Genomic DNA, 19,874 nt, shown 5'->3' on the forward strand with positions numbered 1-19,874 from the left:
GCAGGTACCGAGATCTGCCACGTGAGTGCATCTTGACGCTTGACGTACCGACCGGGCGGTACTAAGTTTCCGTGAACGGTAGCCGCTCGGCAAACTGCTTCGAGTCGGAGTTCCGCAAATGAATTCTCGAAAGGTGTCCCATGGCCGGACTGTGGTTCGACGACGTGGAAATCGGAATGACGTTCGAGACTCCGCGTCGCACTGTGACGGAGGCGGACGTGGTCAACTTCGCCGGAGTGTCCGGTGATTTTCATACGCTGCACACTGATGCGCAAACTATGCGCGAGAGTCAGTTCGGCGAACGGATCGCTCACGGAGCGCTCGTTCTGTCGATCGTGACAGGCCTTCGGGGCCGGCTCGGAATCTTCGACGACACCCTGGTGGCGTTCGCCGAGATCCGTCGCTGGCGCTTCGTGCGTCCGGTGCTCATCGGCGACACGATCCGCGCGGCCAACGAGGTCGTGGAGCTGACTCCCACGTCGAAACCCGACCGTGGCGTCATGGTCCAGCACGTGCAGGTTCTCAACCAGCACGATGTCGTCGTACAAGAAGGAGAAGTGGTGGCATTGGTGAAGCGGGAGGCGAAGGTATGAGGGTCCGCGCGGACGACCCGCAACTCAATGAGGTGTTGACCGGCGCCGGCCCTGCGGGAAAAGACCCCCGTGACGGTCTCGTATTCGTCGCACGGACCGGTCTTCGTGTATGGGCGGAGACCGAGGACGAACTGGCTCAGGCGTTCGACATGACCCGGGAGACAGTCGCGGCAGGTGGTGCAGTGGTCTACGTCGTGCGCTCGGCCGCACTGCTGGGACGAACCGAACCGCTGGACGCGGCTGTCGCAGCCGGCCTACTCAGCGGTGCACGCGCACTCGCGCTCGAGCGCCGAAAACACAACGGCTACTCGACGGTCGTCGCCGTGGCCGACGATGTGGAACCGAAGTCGGTTGCCGACGCGGTGGATCTCCTCGTCGCCACTCGCGGGGCCAACGGTCAAGCCTTCGTACTCGGCGACGAACATTTAGGAGCAGCTCTGCCATGAAGATTGCAGTGGTCACAGGCGCGGCCCGGGGTATCGGCTTCGAAATTGCCCGGCGCCTGACGAAGGACGGCTACCGCCTGGTCCTGGTAGACGTGGATCCGACGGTCGGGGACAGCGCAGCATCGATCGATGCCACGCCAGTGAAGGCCGACATCGCCGATCCGGAGGGCCGTGCGCAGATTCGCTCCGCAATACGGTCCGAAGAGGGGCAGCCGACCTTGCTGGTGAACAATGCCGGTATCACGCGCGATGCTCTGATCGGCGACATGACCGAACCGAACTTCCGACTCGTCAATCGAATCAACCTGGGCGCGACCTTCGAGTTGACGTCCGAACTGGCCGACGAGATCGTCGATGGTGGCGCGGTGGTCAATATCAGCTCACGCGCATACCTCGGCAACGTCGGCCAGTTCAACTACGCCATCTCCAAGGGCGGCGTAGTCGGCCTGACCCGGTCACTGGCGTTGAGCCACGCGCCGCGCTTGCGCGTCAACGCCGTGGCACCGGGCTTCATCGCCACCGACATGACCGACGCGGTACCCGCGAGGGTGCGTGACCGCATCATCTCGCGCATTCCGCTGCAACGCCCGGGCAGGCCCATCGATATCGCCGAAGCAGTCGCTTGGTTGGGCTCCGACCAGGCGGCATATGTCACGGGACAGGTATTGCCGTGCTGCGGAGGTCGCAGTCATGGCTGAAGGCGGTCATGGCAGATACGTAGTGCACAGGTAGTGGATAGGTAGTTTCCCGCTGGCATCGGGGCTGGTCCGCAGGGACCCTCGTGTGATGGTCGTCACGGAAGGGTGCGGTGTGATGTCGGCCCTCGAAAACCGGTTGAAGAAACGACGGTCGTTCTCGTCGGGAAGCGGCGTTCGGCCACAGAGACTTGGAGTGAAGTATGAAACTGGATTTGCTGTATGCGTTGACGAATCGTTCGGGCGAGTTGTCCTGGCATGAGGTGCTGGAGGCGACGCGGCGACATGCCGTGATGGCGGACGAGCTCGGATATGACCGTATTTGGTTGGGGGAGCATCACTTCGATGTCGACGGGACCGATGCGAGCCCGAATCCGATCATGCTGGCGACGGATCTGGCCGCTCGGACGAGCCGCATCCGGTTCGGGATGGCGGCGGTATCGCTGACCCTGTGGCATCCGCTGAGGGTGGCGGAGGATCTCGCCATCCTGGACCACTTCAGTGACGGTCGCCTCGATGTGGCGTTCGGTCGGGGAATTCTGCCGATCGAGGTGATGAATCTCAATCCCGAGGCAAACCGCTGGAACGGCAGCGAGAACAGTTACGGGATCTTCGACGAAAACCTCGCGATCGTGAAGGGGATCTGGACCGACCGCCAGTTCCGTTGGAAGGGGCCGCGCTACACATTCCCGGAGCCGGGGACGAAGTTCATCCACTCGCCCGGTGCGCCCGATCCGGAAGGCTGGGTCGGCGATGACGGCATGCTTCAAGCGTTCGGGATCACTCCGCAGCCGTACCAGCAGCCGATGCCGCCGCTGTTCGCGGTCACCGAGACTGTCGAGGGCTTCCGGCGCGCCGCTCAGAAAGGTATGAAGCCGATCACCTGGTACCCCACCGGTCGGATTCTCCACAACCTCTGCGAGCTCTACCGCGACGAGCGGGCCAAGGTCACCGGCGTCACCCCGGCACTCGGTGAGGATGTGGCCGTGCTGCGCATGGCATACGTCGCGGACACGGACGAGGAGGCGCGTCGCATCGCTGAGCCGGCGGTGGTGGAGTTCTTCGAACTTATCTGCCGGGTTCGCGGTATCGGGGTCTTCCTCGACGCCGACGAGGACCCGAACGATCCCAAGTACAAGGCGATGGCCCCCTGGGATCTCATGTTCGATCGTGATCACCTCTTCATCGGTTCGCCGGACACCGTGCTCGAGAAGATGACGCGGATGACGAAGTCGCACGGCATCCAGAACTGGCTGTTGCAGATGGGCGTGCCGGGCATCGCACACGACGACATCGACAGATCGCTGAAACTCTTCGCCAGCGAGTGCATGCCGGAACTCCGCACGCTCGATTCTACGGCTGTCGCCGCGAACTGATCCACCGGATCCCACAGAAGGAATACTCATGACGGAATACCTCAACCCAGGCAACCTTCCCTACCCTCGATTCGGAATGAATCCGGGTGTGGCGACCAAGGACTACGTGTTCTGCGGCGGGATGGCGCTGGATCTGGAGACGCTGGCGCGTAAGCCGGAGGCCGACACCATCGCGAACGAGACGAAGGTAGCGCTGGAGGAGATCCAGGGGATCCTCGAGACTGTCGGCTGCACGCTCGGGGACGTGGTGAAGACGACGTGTTACCTGGCCGACGATTCGTATCGCAAGGAGTTCTGGACCGCGTACACCGAGGTCTTCGGCGAAGGCCCGTACCCGGCGCGCACGACGCTCGTCGTCGGCATCGCCGGCGACTGCCGCGTCGAGATCGACGCCGTCGCGCTCCGGCCGAAGAGACAGGGGTAGCCGCGATGCCCGACCGTCCGTTCACCGACTGGCACACACACATCTACTTACCCGAACATCTGGGCCCGGTATGGACAGACCGAGGAACCGAGCTCGTCGGGCGGCCAGGCTTCGGCCGCGCGGACCTCGCCGAGCACACCCGGGTGATGGCGGCGTCCGGTGTCGAGAGGTTCCTGGTCCTCGGCCTGCAGGTTGCCCGGATCGGAATGAAGGTGCCGAACGACTATGTCGGCGAGTACCTCGACGCCAACCGGGAACGGGCGATCGGGGTCGGCAGCGTCGACCCGACCCAGCCCGGCGCGGCGGACGAACTCCGCCGCGCCGTACGCGAATACGGCCTTCACGGGGTGAAACTCTCACCGCCGTATCAGGGTTTCCATCCGCACTGCGACGAGGCCTACGAGGTCTATCGCGCTGCCGCTGATCTCGGCATCTTCCTCATGTTCCACCAGGCGAGCGTGTTCGCGCCCGACGGGTGCAACGAATACGCGTACCCCATGTTTCTGGACAAGGTCGCCCGCGAGTTCCGGGATATGAACATCCTCGTTGCCCACTTCGGGAAGCCGTGGATGAACGAGACGGTCGAGCTGATGATGAAGAACCGCAACGTCTTCGCCGACGTATCGACGCTACCGGTGAAGACCTGGCAGCTCTACAACGGGCTCCGACTCGCCATCGAGGGCCATGTCACCGACCGCCTTGTGTTCGGCTCCGACTTCCCGTCATTCTGCCCGAAAGAGTCCGCCGATCAGTTCCTGGCGATCTCGGAACTCGACATGCCACTCCCGATCCCACACGACGTGGTCGAGGACATCCTCTACAACCGGCCACTCGACATCATTCTCCCGAAATAGCCCCCACTCAGCGGGCCGATGTGATCACCAGCGATCCACCCCCCGCCCCGAATCCGGAGACCGCAATGAGCACTCTTGACGGCACTTCCTCCCCAAGGGCAACTACGGACAGGCCCAACGACGATCTTGTTCGCCAACGGCGCCGCGTCTATATCGCCAGCGCGATCGGCAGCACGATCGAGTACTACGACTTCCTCATCTACGCGACCGCGGCAAGCCTGGTGTTCGCCCCGGTGTTCTTCGCGGGATCGTCGCCGGCCGTGGCGCTCATCGCCTCGTTCGGCACGCTCGCCGTCGGATACCTCGCCCGCCCGCTCGGTGGAATCATCTTCGGCCACTTCGGCGACCGGTTCGGCAGGAAATCCTCGCTCATCTGGACCCTGAGCATCATGGGGGTGGCAACCGTATCGATCGGATTGCTGCCGACACCCGACAAGATCGGCGTGCTCGCCCCGACCCTGCTCGTGGCCCTCCGTCTCATACAGGGAATCGCCGTCGGCGGTGAATGGGGCGGCGCCGTCTTGATGGCTGTCGAACATGCGAACACGAAGTCCCGCGGCTTCTACGGCAGCGCAACCCAGATGGGAGCCTCGGCCGGACTCCTGCTGTCCTTCGTTGCGTTCGCGGCGCTGGGCGGGCTCTCCGAGGACCAGTTCCTGTCCTGGGGTTGGCGTCTACCCTTCCTCGTGACGGTCGTCCTCGTCGGAATCGGCATGTACATCCGGGTCGGCGTACGCGAGAGTCCCGTCCTGCTGGCCGAGAAGAAGGAGCGTAACGAAGAGGAGCCGCGCCGCGCGCCGCTGTTCGCGCTACTTCGGGAACGCCGGGGTCGCGTGCTGCTCGGAATCGGCGTCTACGCTGGACCGTTCATGGCGTACGCAGTGGCGACGTCACTGCTGGTGACTTACGCGCACAAGGACTTCGGGATCCCGCGCCAGACGCTGCTCAACGCGATGATGATCGGTACGGCGGGCATGCTTCTCACTGTCCCGTTGTTCGCGTGGCTCTCCGACCGATACGGCCGGCGACCGGTCTACGTCACCGCAGCCCTGCTCACGGCGATCCACGCGTTCGCGATGTTCCCATTGGTGACGTCGGGAAGCTTCCCACTGATCCTGCTCTCGTATGTCATCAGCATGACCGTGCTCAACGCGGCGGCGAACGGCCCGGTCCCCGCACTGCTCGCGGAGCTGTTCCCGACGGCGTCCCGCTACACGGGCGTATCCCTGTGCTACCAATTTGCCGGCATGATCGGTGGCGGCCTCGGCCCGCTCCTCGCTGCAACCTTCATCGCGCCGGGAGGCCCGGGCAGCATCGCGGTTTCCGTGATGATCTCCGCGCTGTGCATCGTGGCCGCGCTTTCTGTCAGCGCACTCGGTGAGACCCGGACCGTCGATTTACGCAATGCGTGATGACTGCAACCAGACCGTACAAACGAAAGACGAGGTCGAAATGATCGACTACTTGAATCCAACCGACCTGGGAGATTTCAGCCCGCAGGGGCTGTCGTCCGGTACCGCGACCGACGTGTTCGTCTATGCCGCGGGCCTGGCGATCGACCCCGAGACCATGGCGAGACGTAAGGAGGCGGAATCGATCGCCGACGAGACCCGGATCTGCCTCGAGAACGTCGCCACGATCTTGGCGGACGCAGGCCTCACACTGCGAGACGTCGTCAAGACCACCTGCTACCTGCAGGACGAGGCACATCGCTTCGAGTTCCTCGATGCGTACAAGGGCGCTTTCGGTGAGGGACCATACCCGGCACGGTCGACGTTCGTCCTCGGTATCGCCTCGAACCTGCGTGTTCAGATCGAAGCCGTCGCGGTACGTCCCGACGCAGCCTGAGTCGGTAACGAACGCCGACGGTCGGACCACGTTCATCGGTGTCGACCGGAACCTCGCAGAAGGACTGGGAAATGACAGAATTCGATAAAATCCGCATCGAGCGCCACGACGACGGCATCCGGGTTCTCGTACTCGACGACCCGGAGAAGCGGAACGCCATCGGCCCCGCCATGCGCCTCGAGCTACTCGAAGCGGCGGACCAGCTGTCCACCGACACTGAAACGCGGTGCCTGGTGGTGACCGGATCCGGGACCTCCTTCTGTGCCGGGGCGGATCTCATGGCGATCTTCGGCGTGAACGGCGCGACCCCGTCGAGCATGCGGGCCCGTCAACTGTCGTACTACGAGAGCTTCCTGTGGCTGCGGGAGCTTCCATACCCCACGGTTTCCGCCGTCAACGGTCACGCGATCGGTGCTGGGTTGAATCTCGCGTTGGCATGCGACATCACCATCGCGGGGCCGAACGCCAGATTCGGCGCCACCTTTGCGAAAATGGGCTTGCATCCGGGAGGCGGATGCACCTATTTCCTGACGCAGAAGCTGGGGCGGGGACGTGCACTACGCACGGTTCTCCTCGGCCGGACACTCGACGGCGTGCAGGCCCATGACGAGGGACTCGCAGACGTCTACGCCGATGACCCGCTCGGAGAAGCTTTGACTCTCGCACATTCGGTCGCTGATCTGCAGCCGTCGCTCGCTCGCGACATGAAACAAGCCGTGAATCTCGCCGCCGAGAATTCCTTCGACGTGACGGTGGGATTCGAGTCCTGGGCTCAGGCAGCCAGTGCGTACAACCCCGGTGTCCAGGACGCGATTCGCGCCGCGGGCCGCACCACGTCATCCCGATCGAGCTAGGAGAAACGAACAATGATCGACTTGGGCAAGTTCAAAGACATCATGGCGTATGCACCAGGCCCCGCCACAGTCGTCACTGCCACCGGTGACGACGGCAGGCACCAGGGTCTGACGATGTCCGCGGTGTGCTCTGTCTCGCTGGATCCCCCGCTCGTCCTCGCATGCCTCGACCACGGGTCGAACACCCTGCAGGCGGTGCGTTCGTCGGGATCCTTCACCGTCAACTACATCGCCGACGGCCACGAGAGCGTCGCGCTGGCCTTCGCGGTCAAGTCGGACTCGAAGTTCGACGGACATGCATGGTCGGCCCCGGACGGAGGACTGGGCGGGCCGGTGCTCGCGGAGAACACCGCGGCGTTCGCAGTGTGCCGGGTCGAGCAGATGGTCGAGGCCGGCGATCACACGATCGTGGTCGGTGCCGTGGTCGACGGGGGAGTGCGCGAGGATTGCCATGCGTTGGCCTATGCACGCCGGGAATTCTTCACGGCCGTCGGATCGCAGGTATGAACCGATACTCGCTGACGATCAATCGAGGAGAGTCCATGGCGCACAGCGACATCACAGTCGGCGTTCTGGTCGGAAACCCGCGGCCGGCATCGCGGACGGCAACCGTCGCACTGGAGGTAGGCCGTCAAGTTGCCGATGCGGTCGGAGGCAGGGTCGGTCCTGTCGTCGATCTGGCGATGCACGGCGGGGACGTTCTGGACCCCGACTCCGCGACGGTGCAACGGGACATGGAGCTCGTCAGCGGAGTCGACACCCTCATCGTGGTCTCGCCGACCTACAAGGCGACCTACACGGGCCTGCTCAAATCCTTCTTCGACCGTTTCGGCTTCGTCTCACTCGACGGCGTCGTAGCGGTGCCCGTGATGGTGGGCGGTGCCCCACACCATGCCATGGCCGGCGAGGTCCACCTCCGACCGCTGCTGGTCGAACTGGGTGCCGTCGTGCCCACTCGGAGTCTCTACGTCGTGGACTCCGAACTCGACCACCTCACGGACACGGTCAGCACCTGGCTGTCCAGGGAAGGTGCCTCGCTGACGAACGCACTGCGCACTGCGCCGGCGTAGATGAACACGGGACACCCGGCGACACCGCGGCCCCAAGTACCTCGAAGGAACAATTATGCCCGATATGCCCGGCCCCGCCCGACGGGCACTCGGTTCGTTCGCTCCGAAGCTGGCCGAACTCACCGACGACACCTTGTTCGGCGACATCTGGGAACGTCGTGAACTGACACCTCGAGACCGAAGCCTCATCACCGTCGCTGCCTTGATCGCGCTCTACCGCTCCGAGCAGCTGCCCTTCCATCTGCGGAGGGCACTGGACAACGGCCTCACAGTCGAAGAACTCGTGGAAGTCGCCACTCACCTCGCGTTCTACTCCGGCTGGCCCACCGCGATGACGGCAGTCCAGATCCTTCGGGATCTCCCCGGCCCCGAAGCCTCTCGATAGGTTGGCCGGGCGCGCATAGCATGCCGACTGGTACGAATGTATACTTGATCGGTACGCCGACGAGCCGTGGGTGTACTGGACGTGCCGTAGCATCGCGCCTACCCGCTCCGGACAGAGTGTTCGAGATGGACGGCGGGCTGAACAGCCAGGGAGGAAGTTTCGTGGCGAGGCCGAAGGTTTCGAGTGGCAAGACGAGTGGCCGTAGGGTCCGCGACCCCGAGGGAGCTCGGCGTGCCCTGCTCGAGAACGCGGTCGAACTTTTCGAGCGGAACGGATACGCGGCAACGTCTGTCCAGAGCATCGTCGATGCGGCGGAGCTGACCAAGGGCGCCTTTTATCACCATTTTCAGAGCAAAGAAGACCTGCTCTACCGGGTGCACGACGAGTTCATCAACTATCAGCTCGGGCGTGCGCGCAGTGTCATGGCGGACAAGGAACAGAGTCCGGATCAGATCCTGCGACGACTGATCACCGAGGCTTTACTCGAACCGATGTCGATCTACAAGGCGGAGATCACGGTGTTCATGCAGGAACGGAAGTTCTTGCCCACTGATGTCTTCGCCGAGATCCAGCAGAAGCGTGACGAGTTCGAGCGCTTCTTCGTCGACGTGATCGAGCGCGGCATGCAGGAGGGTGTGTTCCGACAGAAGGGCCCGGCACGACTGGTGGCATTCGGGATCATCGGCATGGGGGCGTGGACACACGTCTGGCTGGACCTGAAGGGCTCGGTAACCCCCCGCGAAATCGGCACCATCTACGCCGACATCCTCATCGACGGACTGATCGAGCGACCGGCGGACGCCTGAGCTGCACTCTTCGACCACCCGGCCTCCACGAATGCCCCTTCGTGGAGGCCGTGCTCGTTTAGCGCCTACCGTGACGCAGCGGGTTCGCGGCATCCGGGTGAACCGCGGTCCCAGCGGTATCGTCGCGATCTCTTGACCCCCTGACGTGTAGTGCGGTAACGTCATCTCACAACGTTACGTACCGCCCGGTTAGTATGTAAGCGCAGACGAACTTCGTTTATCTGTTGAGCCGGCGGCACGCTTCCTGGCTGGAAGGCGTTCCTCTGTTGTCGAGAAGCCTCACTCACCGGACGCGCTCCAGCCTGAATCAGTGACTCCGGGCGGTCGTTCCCCGAGATATCCGAGATCGGTGTCCGTTCTCGAGAACGATGAGAACCACTCTATCCGTACGACATTGAGGATTCGATCATGCCAGCAGAACTACTCGGTGACGTTCCGAACGCGAATACCGTGACGGCGGGCGCGGTGCAGCCGGTCGGGGTCGGGCGGTAGAGCATCGTGGACACCTACGACTACATCGTCGTCGGCGGCGGAACCGCCGGGTGCATCATTGCTGCGCGACTCACCGAGGATCCCGAGGTCCGTGTCCTGCTCCTGGAGGCCGGCGGCTCCGAGCGACGACCAGAAATCGAGAACCCAGGTGCCTGGCCGAGTTTGGCTGGCAGCGAGCTGGATTGGAACTACGCGACCGTTCCGCAGAAGGCTCTCGGGCGGACGGTCCCCGCGACCCGCGGCAAGGTCCTGGGCGGCTCGGGCTCGATCAACGTCATGGCGCACCTGCGGGGACACCGAGTCGACTACGACTCGTGGGCCGCGGAGGGCGCTGAGGGTTGGGACTACGACTCGGTGTTGCCCTACTTCATGCGCTCCGAGGACGTCCCCGACGGCGACCCCCGATTCCGGGGTCGGGGCGGACCACTGGCGCCGCGGCCGATCGACTCGCCCCACCCGTTGTCACTCGCCCACGTCGAGGCCGCGCGGCAGGCGCAGCACGCTGTCGCAGCAGACCTCAACAGTGGCGAGTTACTCGGGGCAGCGTGCCATGAGCTGCTGATCAGCGGGAACAGGCGACAGAGCACCGCGAGCGCCTACCTCAGGCCGGCTCGCGGCCGGACAAATCTGACAGTTCGCACCGGGGCGATCTGTCGACGCCTCGTCATCGTGGGCGATCGCTGTCGCGGGGTGGAGTACACCTGGGACGGTCACTCGATCCGGTCCGCGGCGGCCGGCGACGTTGTCTTGTGCGCCGGTGCAGTCGATTCCGTGCGGCTGCTGCTGCATTCGGGCGTCGGACCGGTCCGAGACCTCGAGTCGGTCGGCGTGCAACCGGTGATCGAGTCGCCGGAGGTCGGCCTGAACCTGCAGGACCACATCTTGCTGGCGGGAGTCCGGATGCGCGCGGATCGACAGCTGCCCCCACCGAGTGGCAACTACGCCGAGTCGACGCTGTTCGCGAAGACGAACCCGTCTCAAACCCGGCCGGAGCTGCAAATCGTGCAGATCCAGGTCGACTACCACACGCCGTGGCAACGGCCAGCCGAGAACAGTTACACCTTCGGGATCGGGCACATGCGCCCGCGAAGCCGCGGAAGCATTCGCATGGCGTCTTCCGACCCGGAAGCGCCGCTGCTGATCGATCCGAAATACCTCAGCGACCCATACGACATCGAACAGCTCATCGCCGGAATCGAGGTGGTGAACACACTCGCCGAGACGAGCGCATTCGACGCATGGGGTGGCACTTCCGACGCCTCCGCACTACTTCGCCTCGACCGCCCGGAGTTGGAGAAGGCGATCCACGACAGTGTCAGCAGCTTCTTTCACCTTTCGGGAACCTGTCGCATGGGCACTGACGCGACGGCGGTGGTCGATCCGCACCTTCGGGTGCGCGGCGTCGACGGGTTGCGCGTCGCAGATGCGTCAGTCATGCCGAGCATCGTCTCGTGTAACACGAATGCTGCGACCGTGATGATCGGTGAGAAGGCCGCCGATCTGCTGTGCGGCAGACCCGCTGGGTGATTCCGGGCGCGGTCCCACGAATCAGCTGATTCGACGGCGATTTGCCTCTGGCGCCCCGAGGTTTCGGCCGCTACACTACGTACCAACCGGTCGGTAGGACCGATTGCACTACTCGACGAAGGAGGAGAGATGCACACCGGCATCACTCTCGTATTTCAGAACATCGACGGAAACGTCTCGGACGCGGAGACCTACCGCAACGAGCTGGATCTCGCGCTGCGGGCAGAGTCCGCCGGCTTCGATTCGGTATGGACGCCAGAACATCACTTCACTGCCTACGGCATGACACCCGATGTCCCGCAGTTCCTCTCGTGGCTTGCGGCCAAGACATCCACGGTCAAACTGGGGACGATGGTGTCCGTCCTTCCCTGGCAGGACCCGGTTCGGACCGCCGAGAACTTCATCCTGCTCGACCATCTCTCGGGTGGCCGCTCGATGCTCGGCATCGGCCGAGGGCTCGGCCGGGTAGAGTTCGACGGCTTCCGGGTGGAGATGGGCAAGTCCCGCAGGCTCTTCGCGGAGTATGCCGAAGCGATCCTGAACGGTCTCGAGTCCGGCGTCATCGAAGCCGACGGCGAACTGTACAAACAGCCGGCCATGGACCTGCGCCCCGCGCCGTATGCGTCGTTCCGCGGTCGCACCTTCGCATCGGCGGTGTCTCCGCAATCAATCGACCTCATGGCAAGCCTGCAGGTCGGGCTGATGGTCATCGCGCAGAAGCCTTGGGACAAAGCCGAAGCCGAGATGCGCGACTACCGTGCCCGTTACCTCGAGATCAACGGCGAGGAGCCGGCAAAGCCGATCATCTGCGTCTTCGTCGGAGTAGGAGAGACAGAAGCCGAGGCCCGGCAGATGCGCGATGTGTACCTCCGGCGCTACGCCGAGTCGACCGTCGAGCATTACGAATTCGACAACGTCGGCTTCGCGAAAATTGAAGGCTACGAGTACTACGCCGGGCTGAGCCGCAACATCGAGAAGCACGGAGTCGACGGCTTCTGTGACTTCCTCGCCGATCTCCAGGTGTGGGGAACGCCGGATCAGGTCGTCGACCGGATTCTCGAGTATGTCGATCGACTGGACGCGGGCGGGGTCCTGATCGCACCGTCCTTCGGCGGCATGGCGCCCGAAGTGTCATCCCGAAACTTCGAACTGCTCGCCTCCGAGGTGCTTCCGCGCCTCAAAGCCCACGATGTGGGCGGCGAACTCGGTGTTACCTACGGTGTCGACCGAACACTGACGCCGACGTCATAGCAACTCATCGGCTTCTCGGGGCCGAACCGTCCATACGTGTTCGTCGAGTCGGCGGCACCTACCAACGATTTTCGAGTAGTGAGGGTTTGAATAGTGATAATCGCCGATGTGGATTTGACGGCTGCGTGTTTGATTGGTGGTCGGTGGGTGCCGGGGTCGGGAGTGGATGCGATCGATGTGTTCAATCCTGCGACGGGGCGGGTGATTACGGAGTTGGTGCCGGCGACGATCGAGGATGCGGAGGCGGCCGTGGTGGCTGCGTCTCGTGCCTTCGCCGACTGGGGTTCGCGGCCGTTGTCGGAGCGGGTGCGGTTTTTGTATCGGATGAAGGTGATCCTCGAGGACAATGTCGAGTCGTTGGCGCGCACGATCACGATCGATCAGGGTAAGACGTTGGATGAGGCGCGCGGTGAGGTGGGGCGGGCGGTCGATTTCTTGGAGACGGCGATTGCCGCTCCGATGCTGTATCACAGCGACGCCGTGAACGTCACCACTGGTGTGGATGCGCGGCGGGTGCGGGAGCCGTTGGGGGTGTGTGTGGCGGTGACGCCGTCGAACTTCCCGGTGATGAACACGGTGCAGTTCTCGGCGTGGGCTCTGGTCACGGGTAATGCGTTGATCATCAAGGCGTCCGAGCAGGATCCGCTCGCGTCCACCGCGGCGATTCGGTTGCTGCAGCAGGCGGGTCTGCCGGATGGGGTGCTGAACTTGGTGCACGGTCGGGCGGATGTGGTCAAGCACCTGATCGCCCACCCGTCGGTGGTGGCGGTCTCGTGCATCACGTCGTCGCCGACGGCGCGGGCGATCTACGGGGCGGCGGCAGCGGCCGGGAAGCGGGTGCAGGCCAATGGTGGTGCGAAGAATCCGATCGTGGTGGCCGCGGATGCGGATCTCGATAGGGCGGCGGCCGGGATCGTGTCCTCGTCCTATGGGATGGCGGGTCAGCGGTGCCTGGCGGGGAGTCGGGTGGTGGTGGTTGGTGATGTCTACGGCGATCTGATGGACCGGGTGGTGGCGTTGGCCGATCAGTTGGTGGTCGGTGACGGTATGGACGAGGGTGTGACGATGGGCCCGGTCGTCAGCGCCGAGAGCAAGGTGCGGATCCTGGCGGCGCTGGGGGAGGCGGAGGATCTGGGTGCGACGTTCGTTCTCGATGGTCGGAACGTGAAGCCGGTGGGTGGGGTGGGGTCGGAGAACGGCTATTTCATCGGGCCGACCGTCGTGGCCGATCTGGATCCGCGGCACGGGGTGGAGGGTCGGGAGTTGTTCGGTCCGGTGATCAATGTGCATCGGGTGGATACGCTCGCGGAGGCGATCGCGTTGTCGAATGACACCGAGTTCGGTAACGCTGCAGCGGTGTTCACCAGCTCTGGTGCGGTGGCGGCGGAGTTCGAGCGGGGTATCCGGGCCGGCAATGTGGGTGTCAATGCGTTTCCGGCGCCGCCGGCGAATGTGACGATGGGCGGGTACGGTGCCTCGTTCTACGGTGATTCGCATGTGTGTGGTGCTGCGCCGTTGGATTTCTTCACCGATCAGAAACTGGTCGTCACCCGATGGTGAGCACCATCCGGCGAACCAGTGGGAGCGCGGCATGAACTCCGCGGTCGTCATCGACGCGGTCCGGTCGCCGATGGGCCGAGCCCGCCCGGCTGGCGCACTGGCCGGTGTTCATCCGGTCGAGCTGCTGGCGCAGGTGGTTTCCGCGCTGGTGGAGCGAACGGCGGTGGATCCCGGCGAGGTCGACGATCTACTGGTCGGGTGTGTCACGCAGTCCTCCGAGCAGTCCGGCAACATCGGGCGGATGGCGTGGCTGGCGGCGGGGCTGCCGGAGCAGGTGCCGTCCGTGACCATCGAGCGCAAGTGCGGCTCCGGTCAGCAGGCGTTGCAGTTTGCGGCGCAAGGCGTGATGGCGGGGTCCTACGACATCGTGATCGCGGCCGGCGTCGAGTCGATGAGCCGTGTGCCGATGGGATCGAATCGTCAGGGTGCTGACATCTACGGTCCCTCGGTGAACGAGCGGTACGCTCCGGGACTGCTACCCCAGGGTGTCGCAGCCGAACTCATCGCGCACCGGTGGAATCTCGACCGGAAACAACTCGACGAGTTCGCCGCGCGTTCACATCAACTCGCGGCGCGGGCGGACTCCGCCAACGCTTTCGCGCGCGAGATCGTGCCCATTCGCGTGCCGGCCACGGAGGAGACGGTGAACCGGGACGAGACCATTCGTCCCGGTACCACCCTCGACTCGATCGGGGCGCTGACACCGTCCTTCCGCACCGAGGAGTACGCCGAACGGTTCCCGGAATTGCGATGGCACGTCACGCCGGCGAACTCGTCCCAATTGACCGACGGCGCCAGCGCGGTGCTGATCGCCAGCGAACGGGCGGCCAGGCGAATGGGCTGGCGTCCCCGGGCCCGACTCCGGTCCTTCTACGCCTGCGGTGACGATCCGTTGATGATGCTGACGGCGCCGATCGCGGCGACACGGGAGATCCTGGCCCGGACCAGCCTGGCGATCGATCAGATCGATCACTTCGAGGTCAACGAGGCCTTCGCCTCCGTGCCGCTGGCGTGGCAGTCGGATCTCGAGGTCGACATCGACCGCCTGAATCCGCGAGGGGGAGCGATCGCCCTCGGTCATCCGCTCGGAGCGACTGGTTGCCGGTTGCTGACGACGATGCTGCATGCGATGGAAGACGCCGACCAGCGACGCGGGTTGCAGACGGTATGCGAGGCGGGCGGCATGGCAAACGCACTCATTCTGGAAAGAGATTGACGGGTGCGGGACGCCCTTCCCAGAGCGTCCCGCACCTCCCATTGAGAAGGCAGGAGCACTCCCATGAGCGACAGAGTCCGTCTGGACAGTGTGGAGCGGGCAATCGCCGACATCGCGGCCGGTAAGGCGGTCGTGGTGGTCGACGACGAGGACCGGGAGAACGAAGGTGACATCATCTTCGCCGCGGAGAAGGCCACACCGGAGCTGATGGCGTTCACCATTCGGTATTCCAGTGGGGTGATCTGTGTGCCGATGGCGCCTCAGATGCTCGACCGGCTGGACATTCCGTTGATGACCCCGCACAACCAGGACCGGATGCGCACGGCGTACACGGTGTCAGTGGACGCGGCCGACGGTGTGAGCACGGGGATCTCTGCGGCCGATCGTGCACGGACTGCTCGGGTGCTTGCCGGTGCGGGTTCGGTGCCGTCGGATCTGACGCGGCCCGGTCACGTCTTCCCGCTTCGCTACAGCGAGGGCGGGGTGTTGGTGCGGCGCGGCCATACCGAGGCCGCAGTGGATCTGGCCACGATGGCGGGGTTGGCTCCGGCGGGTGTGCTGGTGGAGGTCGTCAACGACGACGGCACCATGAAACGGGCTCCTGAGCTGCGGGACTTCGCTGACACCCACGGTCTGGCGATGATCTCCATCGACAGTGTGGTGGGATACCGGCGCCGGCACGAGTTGCTCGTGGAGAGGGTCGCCGCGACCCGGCTGCCGACACGGCACGGCGACTTCACTGCCTTCGGATATCGCGTGGAAACCGACGGCACCGAGCACATCGCGCTGGTGCACGGCGACATCTCCGATGCCGCCCCGGTGCTGACACGAGTGCATTCGGAGTGCCTGACCGGTGACGTCTTCGGATCGTGTCGCTGCGATTGTGGGCCGCAACTGACCGAAGCGATGGAGCGGATCAGATGTGAAGGCCGCGGTGTCGTGATCTACCTGCGTGGGCACGAAGGGCGCGGCATCGGACTGGCGGCGAAGCTGCAGGCCTACAGTCTGCAGGACTTCGGCCGGGACACCGTCGACGCAAATCTGGATCTCGGTCTGCCGATTGATGCCCGGCACTACGGGACGGCTGCGCAGATCGTGCGAGATCTGGGTATCGGGTCGGTGCGATTGCTGACGAACAATCCGCAGAAGGTGACCTGTCTGCAGGATGCAGGCATCGAGGTCGCAGCACGTGTTCCCCTACTGCCGCGGCCGAACAACCACAATCTCGGTTACCTACAGACCAAACGGGACCGGATGGGCCACGACCTCCCCGACCTGTGCCCGGCGACACCCGTGAGGGAGCGAGGTATCACCGCCTTCGGCTGAGCAACAGCCCGGCTGGCCGACCGTTGGAATCGGAACGGATAATCCGTTCACGAGGGAACTCCCTCGCCGCATCCGACGACCGGGTCGAAGCGTGAATCTCGCGGGACTGGCCATCACCGCGGTGACGCCCGCAGTCGAGCGGGCCAGGGGAGTTGAACTCGCCGTCACCAGGCTGTAGAACGTACATCGTATAGCGGGCACGATTTGTCAAGAGGTGGCGCATGACTGTACGGCCGACTTCTTTCGGATTGGCCGATCGGCTCGGCGCATCGGACGCGCCCGTCAAATCAGCCTCCTGCGTAATGTGCCGGTTCGATATTGGATGCGACCATGCCCGAAAGTGAGCCCCCCGCGGACATCGGCGTGCATGCCAAGTCGAGGCGAGGCAAATCCGGAAATCTTCCACTGGACCTGACCAGCTTCGTCGGCCGTCGGCACGAGCTGGCAGACACCCGCCAGCTGCTGTCCGGATCGCGGCTGGTAACTCTCATCGGCGCCGGCGGCGTGGGCAAGACCCGGCTCGCCCTGCGGATCGGCGACGTTTCGCGTAGGACATACGACGACGGTGTCTGGTTCGTCGAACTGGGTGAACTACACGACGGGGACCTGCTCGGACAGGCTGTGTCGGGTGCGCTGGGTTTACAGGATCACTCCGTCCGGCCGCCCATGACTGTGCTCACCGAACAGCTGGCGGAAAAACGGATCCTGTTAGTCCTGGACAATTGCGAGCATCTAATCGAGGCAGTTGCAGGTGTTGCACAGGTCGTACTGCGGACGTGCCCGGGTGTCCACATCCTCGCCACGAGCCGTGCGTCTCTCGACATTCGTGGGGAGGTAGTGGTTCGAGTACCCCCGCTGTCGCTGCCGGAGCTGACGCGATCGACGGCGACGCTACGCGAGATTTCCCGATATGACGCGGTGACCCTGTTCGAGCAGCGTGCGGGCGCCGCAGTGCCGGGTTTCAGGCTCACCGAGGACAACATGGGCGCGGTGGCTGAAATCTGCCGGCGTCTGGAAGGCCTGCCCTTGCCGATCGAACTGGCGGCGGCACGATTGCGGGCGATGTCGGTCGAGCAGATAAGGGAGCGCCTCGGCGACAGACTCCGACTTCTCACCCTAGGCGGCAGAGGAACACCGACGAGGCAGCAGACCTTGAGGTTGTGCATCGACTGGAGCTATGACCTGTGCTCGTCGCAGGAACAGTGGTTATGGGCTCGGCTGGCGGTGTTCGCCGGCGGTTTTGAGCTCGACGCCGCCGAGGGGGTCCTCGCCGCGGACCCGCCTGACGGAGAGTTACTCGATCTGCTCACGTCTCTGATCGATAAGTCGGTCTTGATCCGCGAAGAGGTCGGGTCGGTGGTGCGGTATCGACTGCTGGACACGATTCGTGAATACGGACGAGAGAAATTATACGAAGCCGGCGGATACTGGGAGCTTCGAAAAAGGCATAGAGATTGGTACGAGCAACTCGTGCTCCGCGCGAAGACCGAATGGATCGGTCCGCTGCAGGTGGAGTGGATCGCCAGACTGGAGCGTGAGCAGCCGAATCTGCGCGACGCCATGGAGTTCTGCCTCAGCGAAGACGGCGAGGCAGAAGCGGGCATGCGCATCGTCACCGCGATGTATCAATTCTGGTTCGTGCGAGGATTGTTCAGCGAAGGCCGTCACTGGCTCGATCGTGCACTCACAAGTCGGGAAGGTCAGCAACCCTTCGACCGGATCGAGGCTTTGTGCACCAGCAGCATGCTGGCCGCGTTGCAGGGCGACGTTGCCGCCGGCACCGTATCGACGGACCAGGCACGACTGCTGGCTGCCCGGGTTGGGGATGCCGACCTCGATGCGTTGGTCGCCTTCGCGGAGGGGTGCCTCGCCGTTTCCAACGGAGAGCTTCGGACAGGTATCGCCAGCCTCGAGAACGCGATCAACGTCTTCCGTCCCGAAGGCGATCTCAACCAGCTGGTGCCGGCACTGGTCTGGCTGGCGCTCGCCTTCGAGATGACCGGCGACATCCAGCGAGCTACAGAGAGCTACGAGGAGCTCATCGCGCTTACCGAGTCGCGGGAGGAAAGAATATGGCGAGCAATGGCGTTGTGTGACTATGGTTTCGCGATGTGGCAGCACGGAGAACGTGAGCGTGGAACCGCGCTCCTCGAGGATGGTCTGCGGTTGTCCCGGATGGTGGGAAGTCAGCTGAGCTACGCCTGGGCGCTCGAGCAATTTGCGTGGACCGACGTCGAACAGAGGCCGGAACGGTCCACGGTGCTGCTGGGCGCTGCGGACGTACTGTTCAGCGCTACCGGTGGTCGCGCACCCGCTCTGACAAACACTGCCACTTTGCACGAGAAGTCGCGGCAGCACGCTCGAACCTCTCTCGGTGAAAGAGCATTTGAGGCCGCAATGAATCGAGGCGCAGCACTGAGCGCGGACGAGGCGGTTGCCTACGCCTTGGGTGAAGAAACGCGGGCCGAGGTGCCCGCGACGAGTGGCGAGGCCCTCAGCCTCACCCGACGCGAGCAACAAGTGGCTGAACTGGTCGCCGAAGGACTGAGTAACAGGGCAATTGCCGACCGGCTTGTAATTTCCCAACGCACCGTCGAAGGTCACGTCGAGCACTCCCTCGTCAAACTCGGCTTCACCTCGCGTACGCAACTTGCCGCGTGGGTCCACGAACAGAAACCCGGCCGCTGAGCCACCTTCTCGTCCGAGCTGGGGCTGATCCGAGAACGGACCGTCCGCACGGCGAGTGCGCGTCTTTGGTGATCCCAATCGACGCGCTGACAGCGGCACCATGTCCGCACCGTGTGTGACCTAAGTGGCTGGTCCGAAGTGCCGGTGCGCGGGTTGTCAGCCGGCCGCGCAGGACGTGAGAGTGGCCCCGAGGGTCCGCCCGGGCTTCCCATCGAGTCGTTGAACCAGCCAGCAGTCAAAGCACTCGGCTTCCGGCGACCTGGGCATACCACGGCACCCACTCTCACATGCCCACCTACGTAGTACGTGGGTACGGCCAATAGGTAGCGAATAGGTAATTTCCCGCTGGCACCGAGGCGTGGCTGCAGCGATTCTCATGTGATGGGCATCACCTGAACGGTTGTACCCCCAAGGTCGGCCTTCGGGTACGGGCTTGGACAGCAATGCGGTCCTTGTCCGAAAT

19 protein-coding genes are annotated in these 19,874 nt (G+C 64.1%); all 19 read left to right on the top strand.

Annotated elements, in window-relative coordinates; genetic code table 11:
- Positions 1 to 140 precede the first annotated feature (140 nt).
- A complete protein-coding gene (locus tag OYT95_RS23305; RefSeq protein WP_128641009.1) occupies positions 141 to 593 on the top strand; it encodes a MaoC/PaaZ C-terminal domain-containing protein in 453 nt (150 codons plus the stop codon).
- A complete protein-coding gene (locus OYT95_RS23310; RefSeq protein ID WP_128641010.1) occupies positions 590 to 1,039 on the top strand; it encodes a hypothetical protein in 450 nt (149 codons plus the stop codon). The genes OYT95_RS23305 and OYT95_RS23310 overlap by 4 nt, the downstream gene beginning before the upstream one ends.
- Positions 1,036 to 1,737, top strand: a complete 702-nt coding sequence (locus OYT95_RS23315; RefSeq protein WP_009475742.1) for an SDR family oxidoreductase — start codon at positions 1,036 to 1,038, stop codon at positions 1,735 to 1,737. Before OYT95_RS23310 ends, OYT95_RS23315 begins: the two co-directional genes overlap by 4 nt.
- Before the next feature lie 200 nt (positions 1,738 to 1,937).
- On the top strand, positions 1,938 to 3,110 hold the full coding sequence (locus OYT95_RS23320) for an LLM class flavin-dependent oxidoreductase (protein ID WP_128641011.1): 1,173 nt from the start codon (positions 1,938 to 1,940) through the stop codon (positions 3,108 to 3,110).
- Between the two features lie 28 nt (positions 3,111 to 3,138).
- Positions 3,139 to 3,534: a RidA family protein gene (locus OYT95_RS23325; protein ID WP_128641012.1), complete on the top strand. Its 396-nt coding sequence runs from the start codon at positions 3,139 to 3,141 to the stop codon at positions 3,532 to 3,534.
- A 5-nt stretch (positions 3,535 to 3,539) separates the two neighbouring features.
- The gene (locus tag OYT95_RS23330; protein ID WP_128641013.1) at positions 3,540 to 4,388 is read left to right on the top strand and encodes an amidohydrolase family protein; all 849 of its coding nucleotides are present in this window, start codon (positions 3,540 to 3,542) and stop codon (positions 4,386 to 4,388) included.
- A gap of 65 nt (positions 4,389 to 4,453) precedes the next feature.
- Complete coding sequence (locus OYT95_RS23335) at positions 4,454 to 5,800, top strand: MFS transporter (protein ID WP_128641014.1); 1,347 nt, start codon at positions 4,454 to 4,456, stop codon at positions 5,798 to 5,800.
- A gap of 40 nt (positions 5,801 to 5,840) precedes the next feature.
- Positions 5,841 to 6,236: a RidA family protein gene (locus OYT95_RS23340; protein ID WP_268789225.1), complete on the top strand. Its 396-nt coding sequence runs from the start codon at positions 5,841 to 5,843 to the stop codon at positions 6,234 to 6,236.
- 71 nt (positions 6,237 to 6,307) lie between these two features.
- A complete protein-coding gene (locus OYT95_RS23345; RefSeq protein ID WP_268789226.1) occupies positions 6,308 to 7,090 on the top strand; it encodes an enoyl-CoA hydratase-related protein in 783 nt (260 codons plus the stop codon).
- A gap of 12 nt (positions 7,091 to 7,102) precedes the next feature.
- A complete protein-coding gene (locus OYT95_RS23350) occupies positions 7,103 to 7,597 on the top strand; it encodes a flavin reductase family protein (protein WP_009475734.1) in 495 nt (164 codons plus the stop codon).
- A gap of 35 nt (positions 7,598 to 7,632) precedes the next feature.
- Complete coding sequence (locus tag OYT95_RS23355) at positions 7,633 to 8,160, top strand: NADPH-dependent FMN reductase (protein WP_128642313.1); 528 nt, start codon at positions 7,633 to 7,635, stop codon at positions 8,158 to 8,160.
- A gap of 55 nt (positions 8,161 to 8,215) precedes the next feature.
- A complete protein-coding gene (locus tag OYT95_RS23360; RefSeq protein WP_128641016.1) occupies positions 8,216 to 8,545 on the top strand; it encodes a carboxymuconolactone decarboxylase family protein in 330 nt (109 codons plus the stop codon).
- Between the two features lie 161 nt (positions 8,546 to 8,706).
- Entirely contained in the window at positions 8,707 to 9,351 is a 645-nt protein-coding gene (locus OYT95_RS23365) for a TetR/AcrR family transcriptional regulator (protein WP_235214631.1), read from the top strand.
- A gap of 498 nt (positions 9,352 to 9,849) precedes the next feature.
- Positions 9,850 to 11,370: a GMC family oxidoreductase gene (locus OYT95_RS23370; protein ID WP_128641018.1), complete on the top strand. Its 1,521-nt coding sequence runs from the start codon at positions 9,850 to 9,852 to the stop codon at positions 11,368 to 11,370.
- A 129-nt stretch (positions 11,371 to 11,499) separates the two neighbouring features.
- On the top strand, positions 11,500 to 12,621 hold the full coding sequence (locus tag OYT95_RS23375) for an LLM class flavin-dependent oxidoreductase (RefSeq protein WP_005567537.1): 1,122 nt from the start codon (positions 11,500 to 11,502) through the stop codon (positions 12,619 to 12,621).
- A gap of 162 nt (positions 12,622 to 12,783) precedes the next feature.
- Positions 12,784 to 14,181: an aldehyde dehydrogenase family protein gene (locus tag OYT95_RS23380; RefSeq protein WP_235214632.1), complete on the top strand. Its 1,398-nt coding sequence runs from the start codon at positions 12,784 to 12,786 to the stop codon at positions 14,179 to 14,181.
- A gap of 31 nt (positions 14,182 to 14,212) precedes the next feature.
- Positions 14,213 to 15,397, top strand: coding sequence for a thiolase family protein (locus tag OYT95_RS23385; protein ID WP_128641019.1), 1,185 nt, complete (start codon positions 14,213 to 14,215; stop codon positions 15,395 to 15,397).
- Between the two features lie 63 nt (positions 15,398 to 15,460).
- Complete coding sequence (locus OYT95_RS23390) at positions 15,461 to 16,723, top strand: bifunctional 3,4-dihydroxy-2-butanone-4-phosphate synthase/GTP cyclohydrolase II (protein ID WP_128641020.1); 1,263 nt, start codon at positions 15,461 to 15,463, stop codon at positions 16,721 to 16,723.
- A gap of 330 nt (positions 16,724 to 17,053) precedes the next feature.
- Positions 17,054 to 19,411, top strand: coding sequence for an ATP-binding protein (locus tag OYT95_RS23395; protein WP_128641021.1), 2,358 nt, complete (start codon positions 17,054 to 17,056; stop codon positions 19,409 to 19,411).
- Positions 19,412 to 19,874: the final 463 nt, after the last annotated feature.

It is taken from the genome of Rhodococcus sp. JS3073 (genome assembly GCF_026810085.1).
GTDB lineage: Bacteria > Actinomycetota > Actinomycetes > Mycobacteriales > Mycobacteriaceae > Rhodococcus_F > Rhodococcus_F wratislaviensis.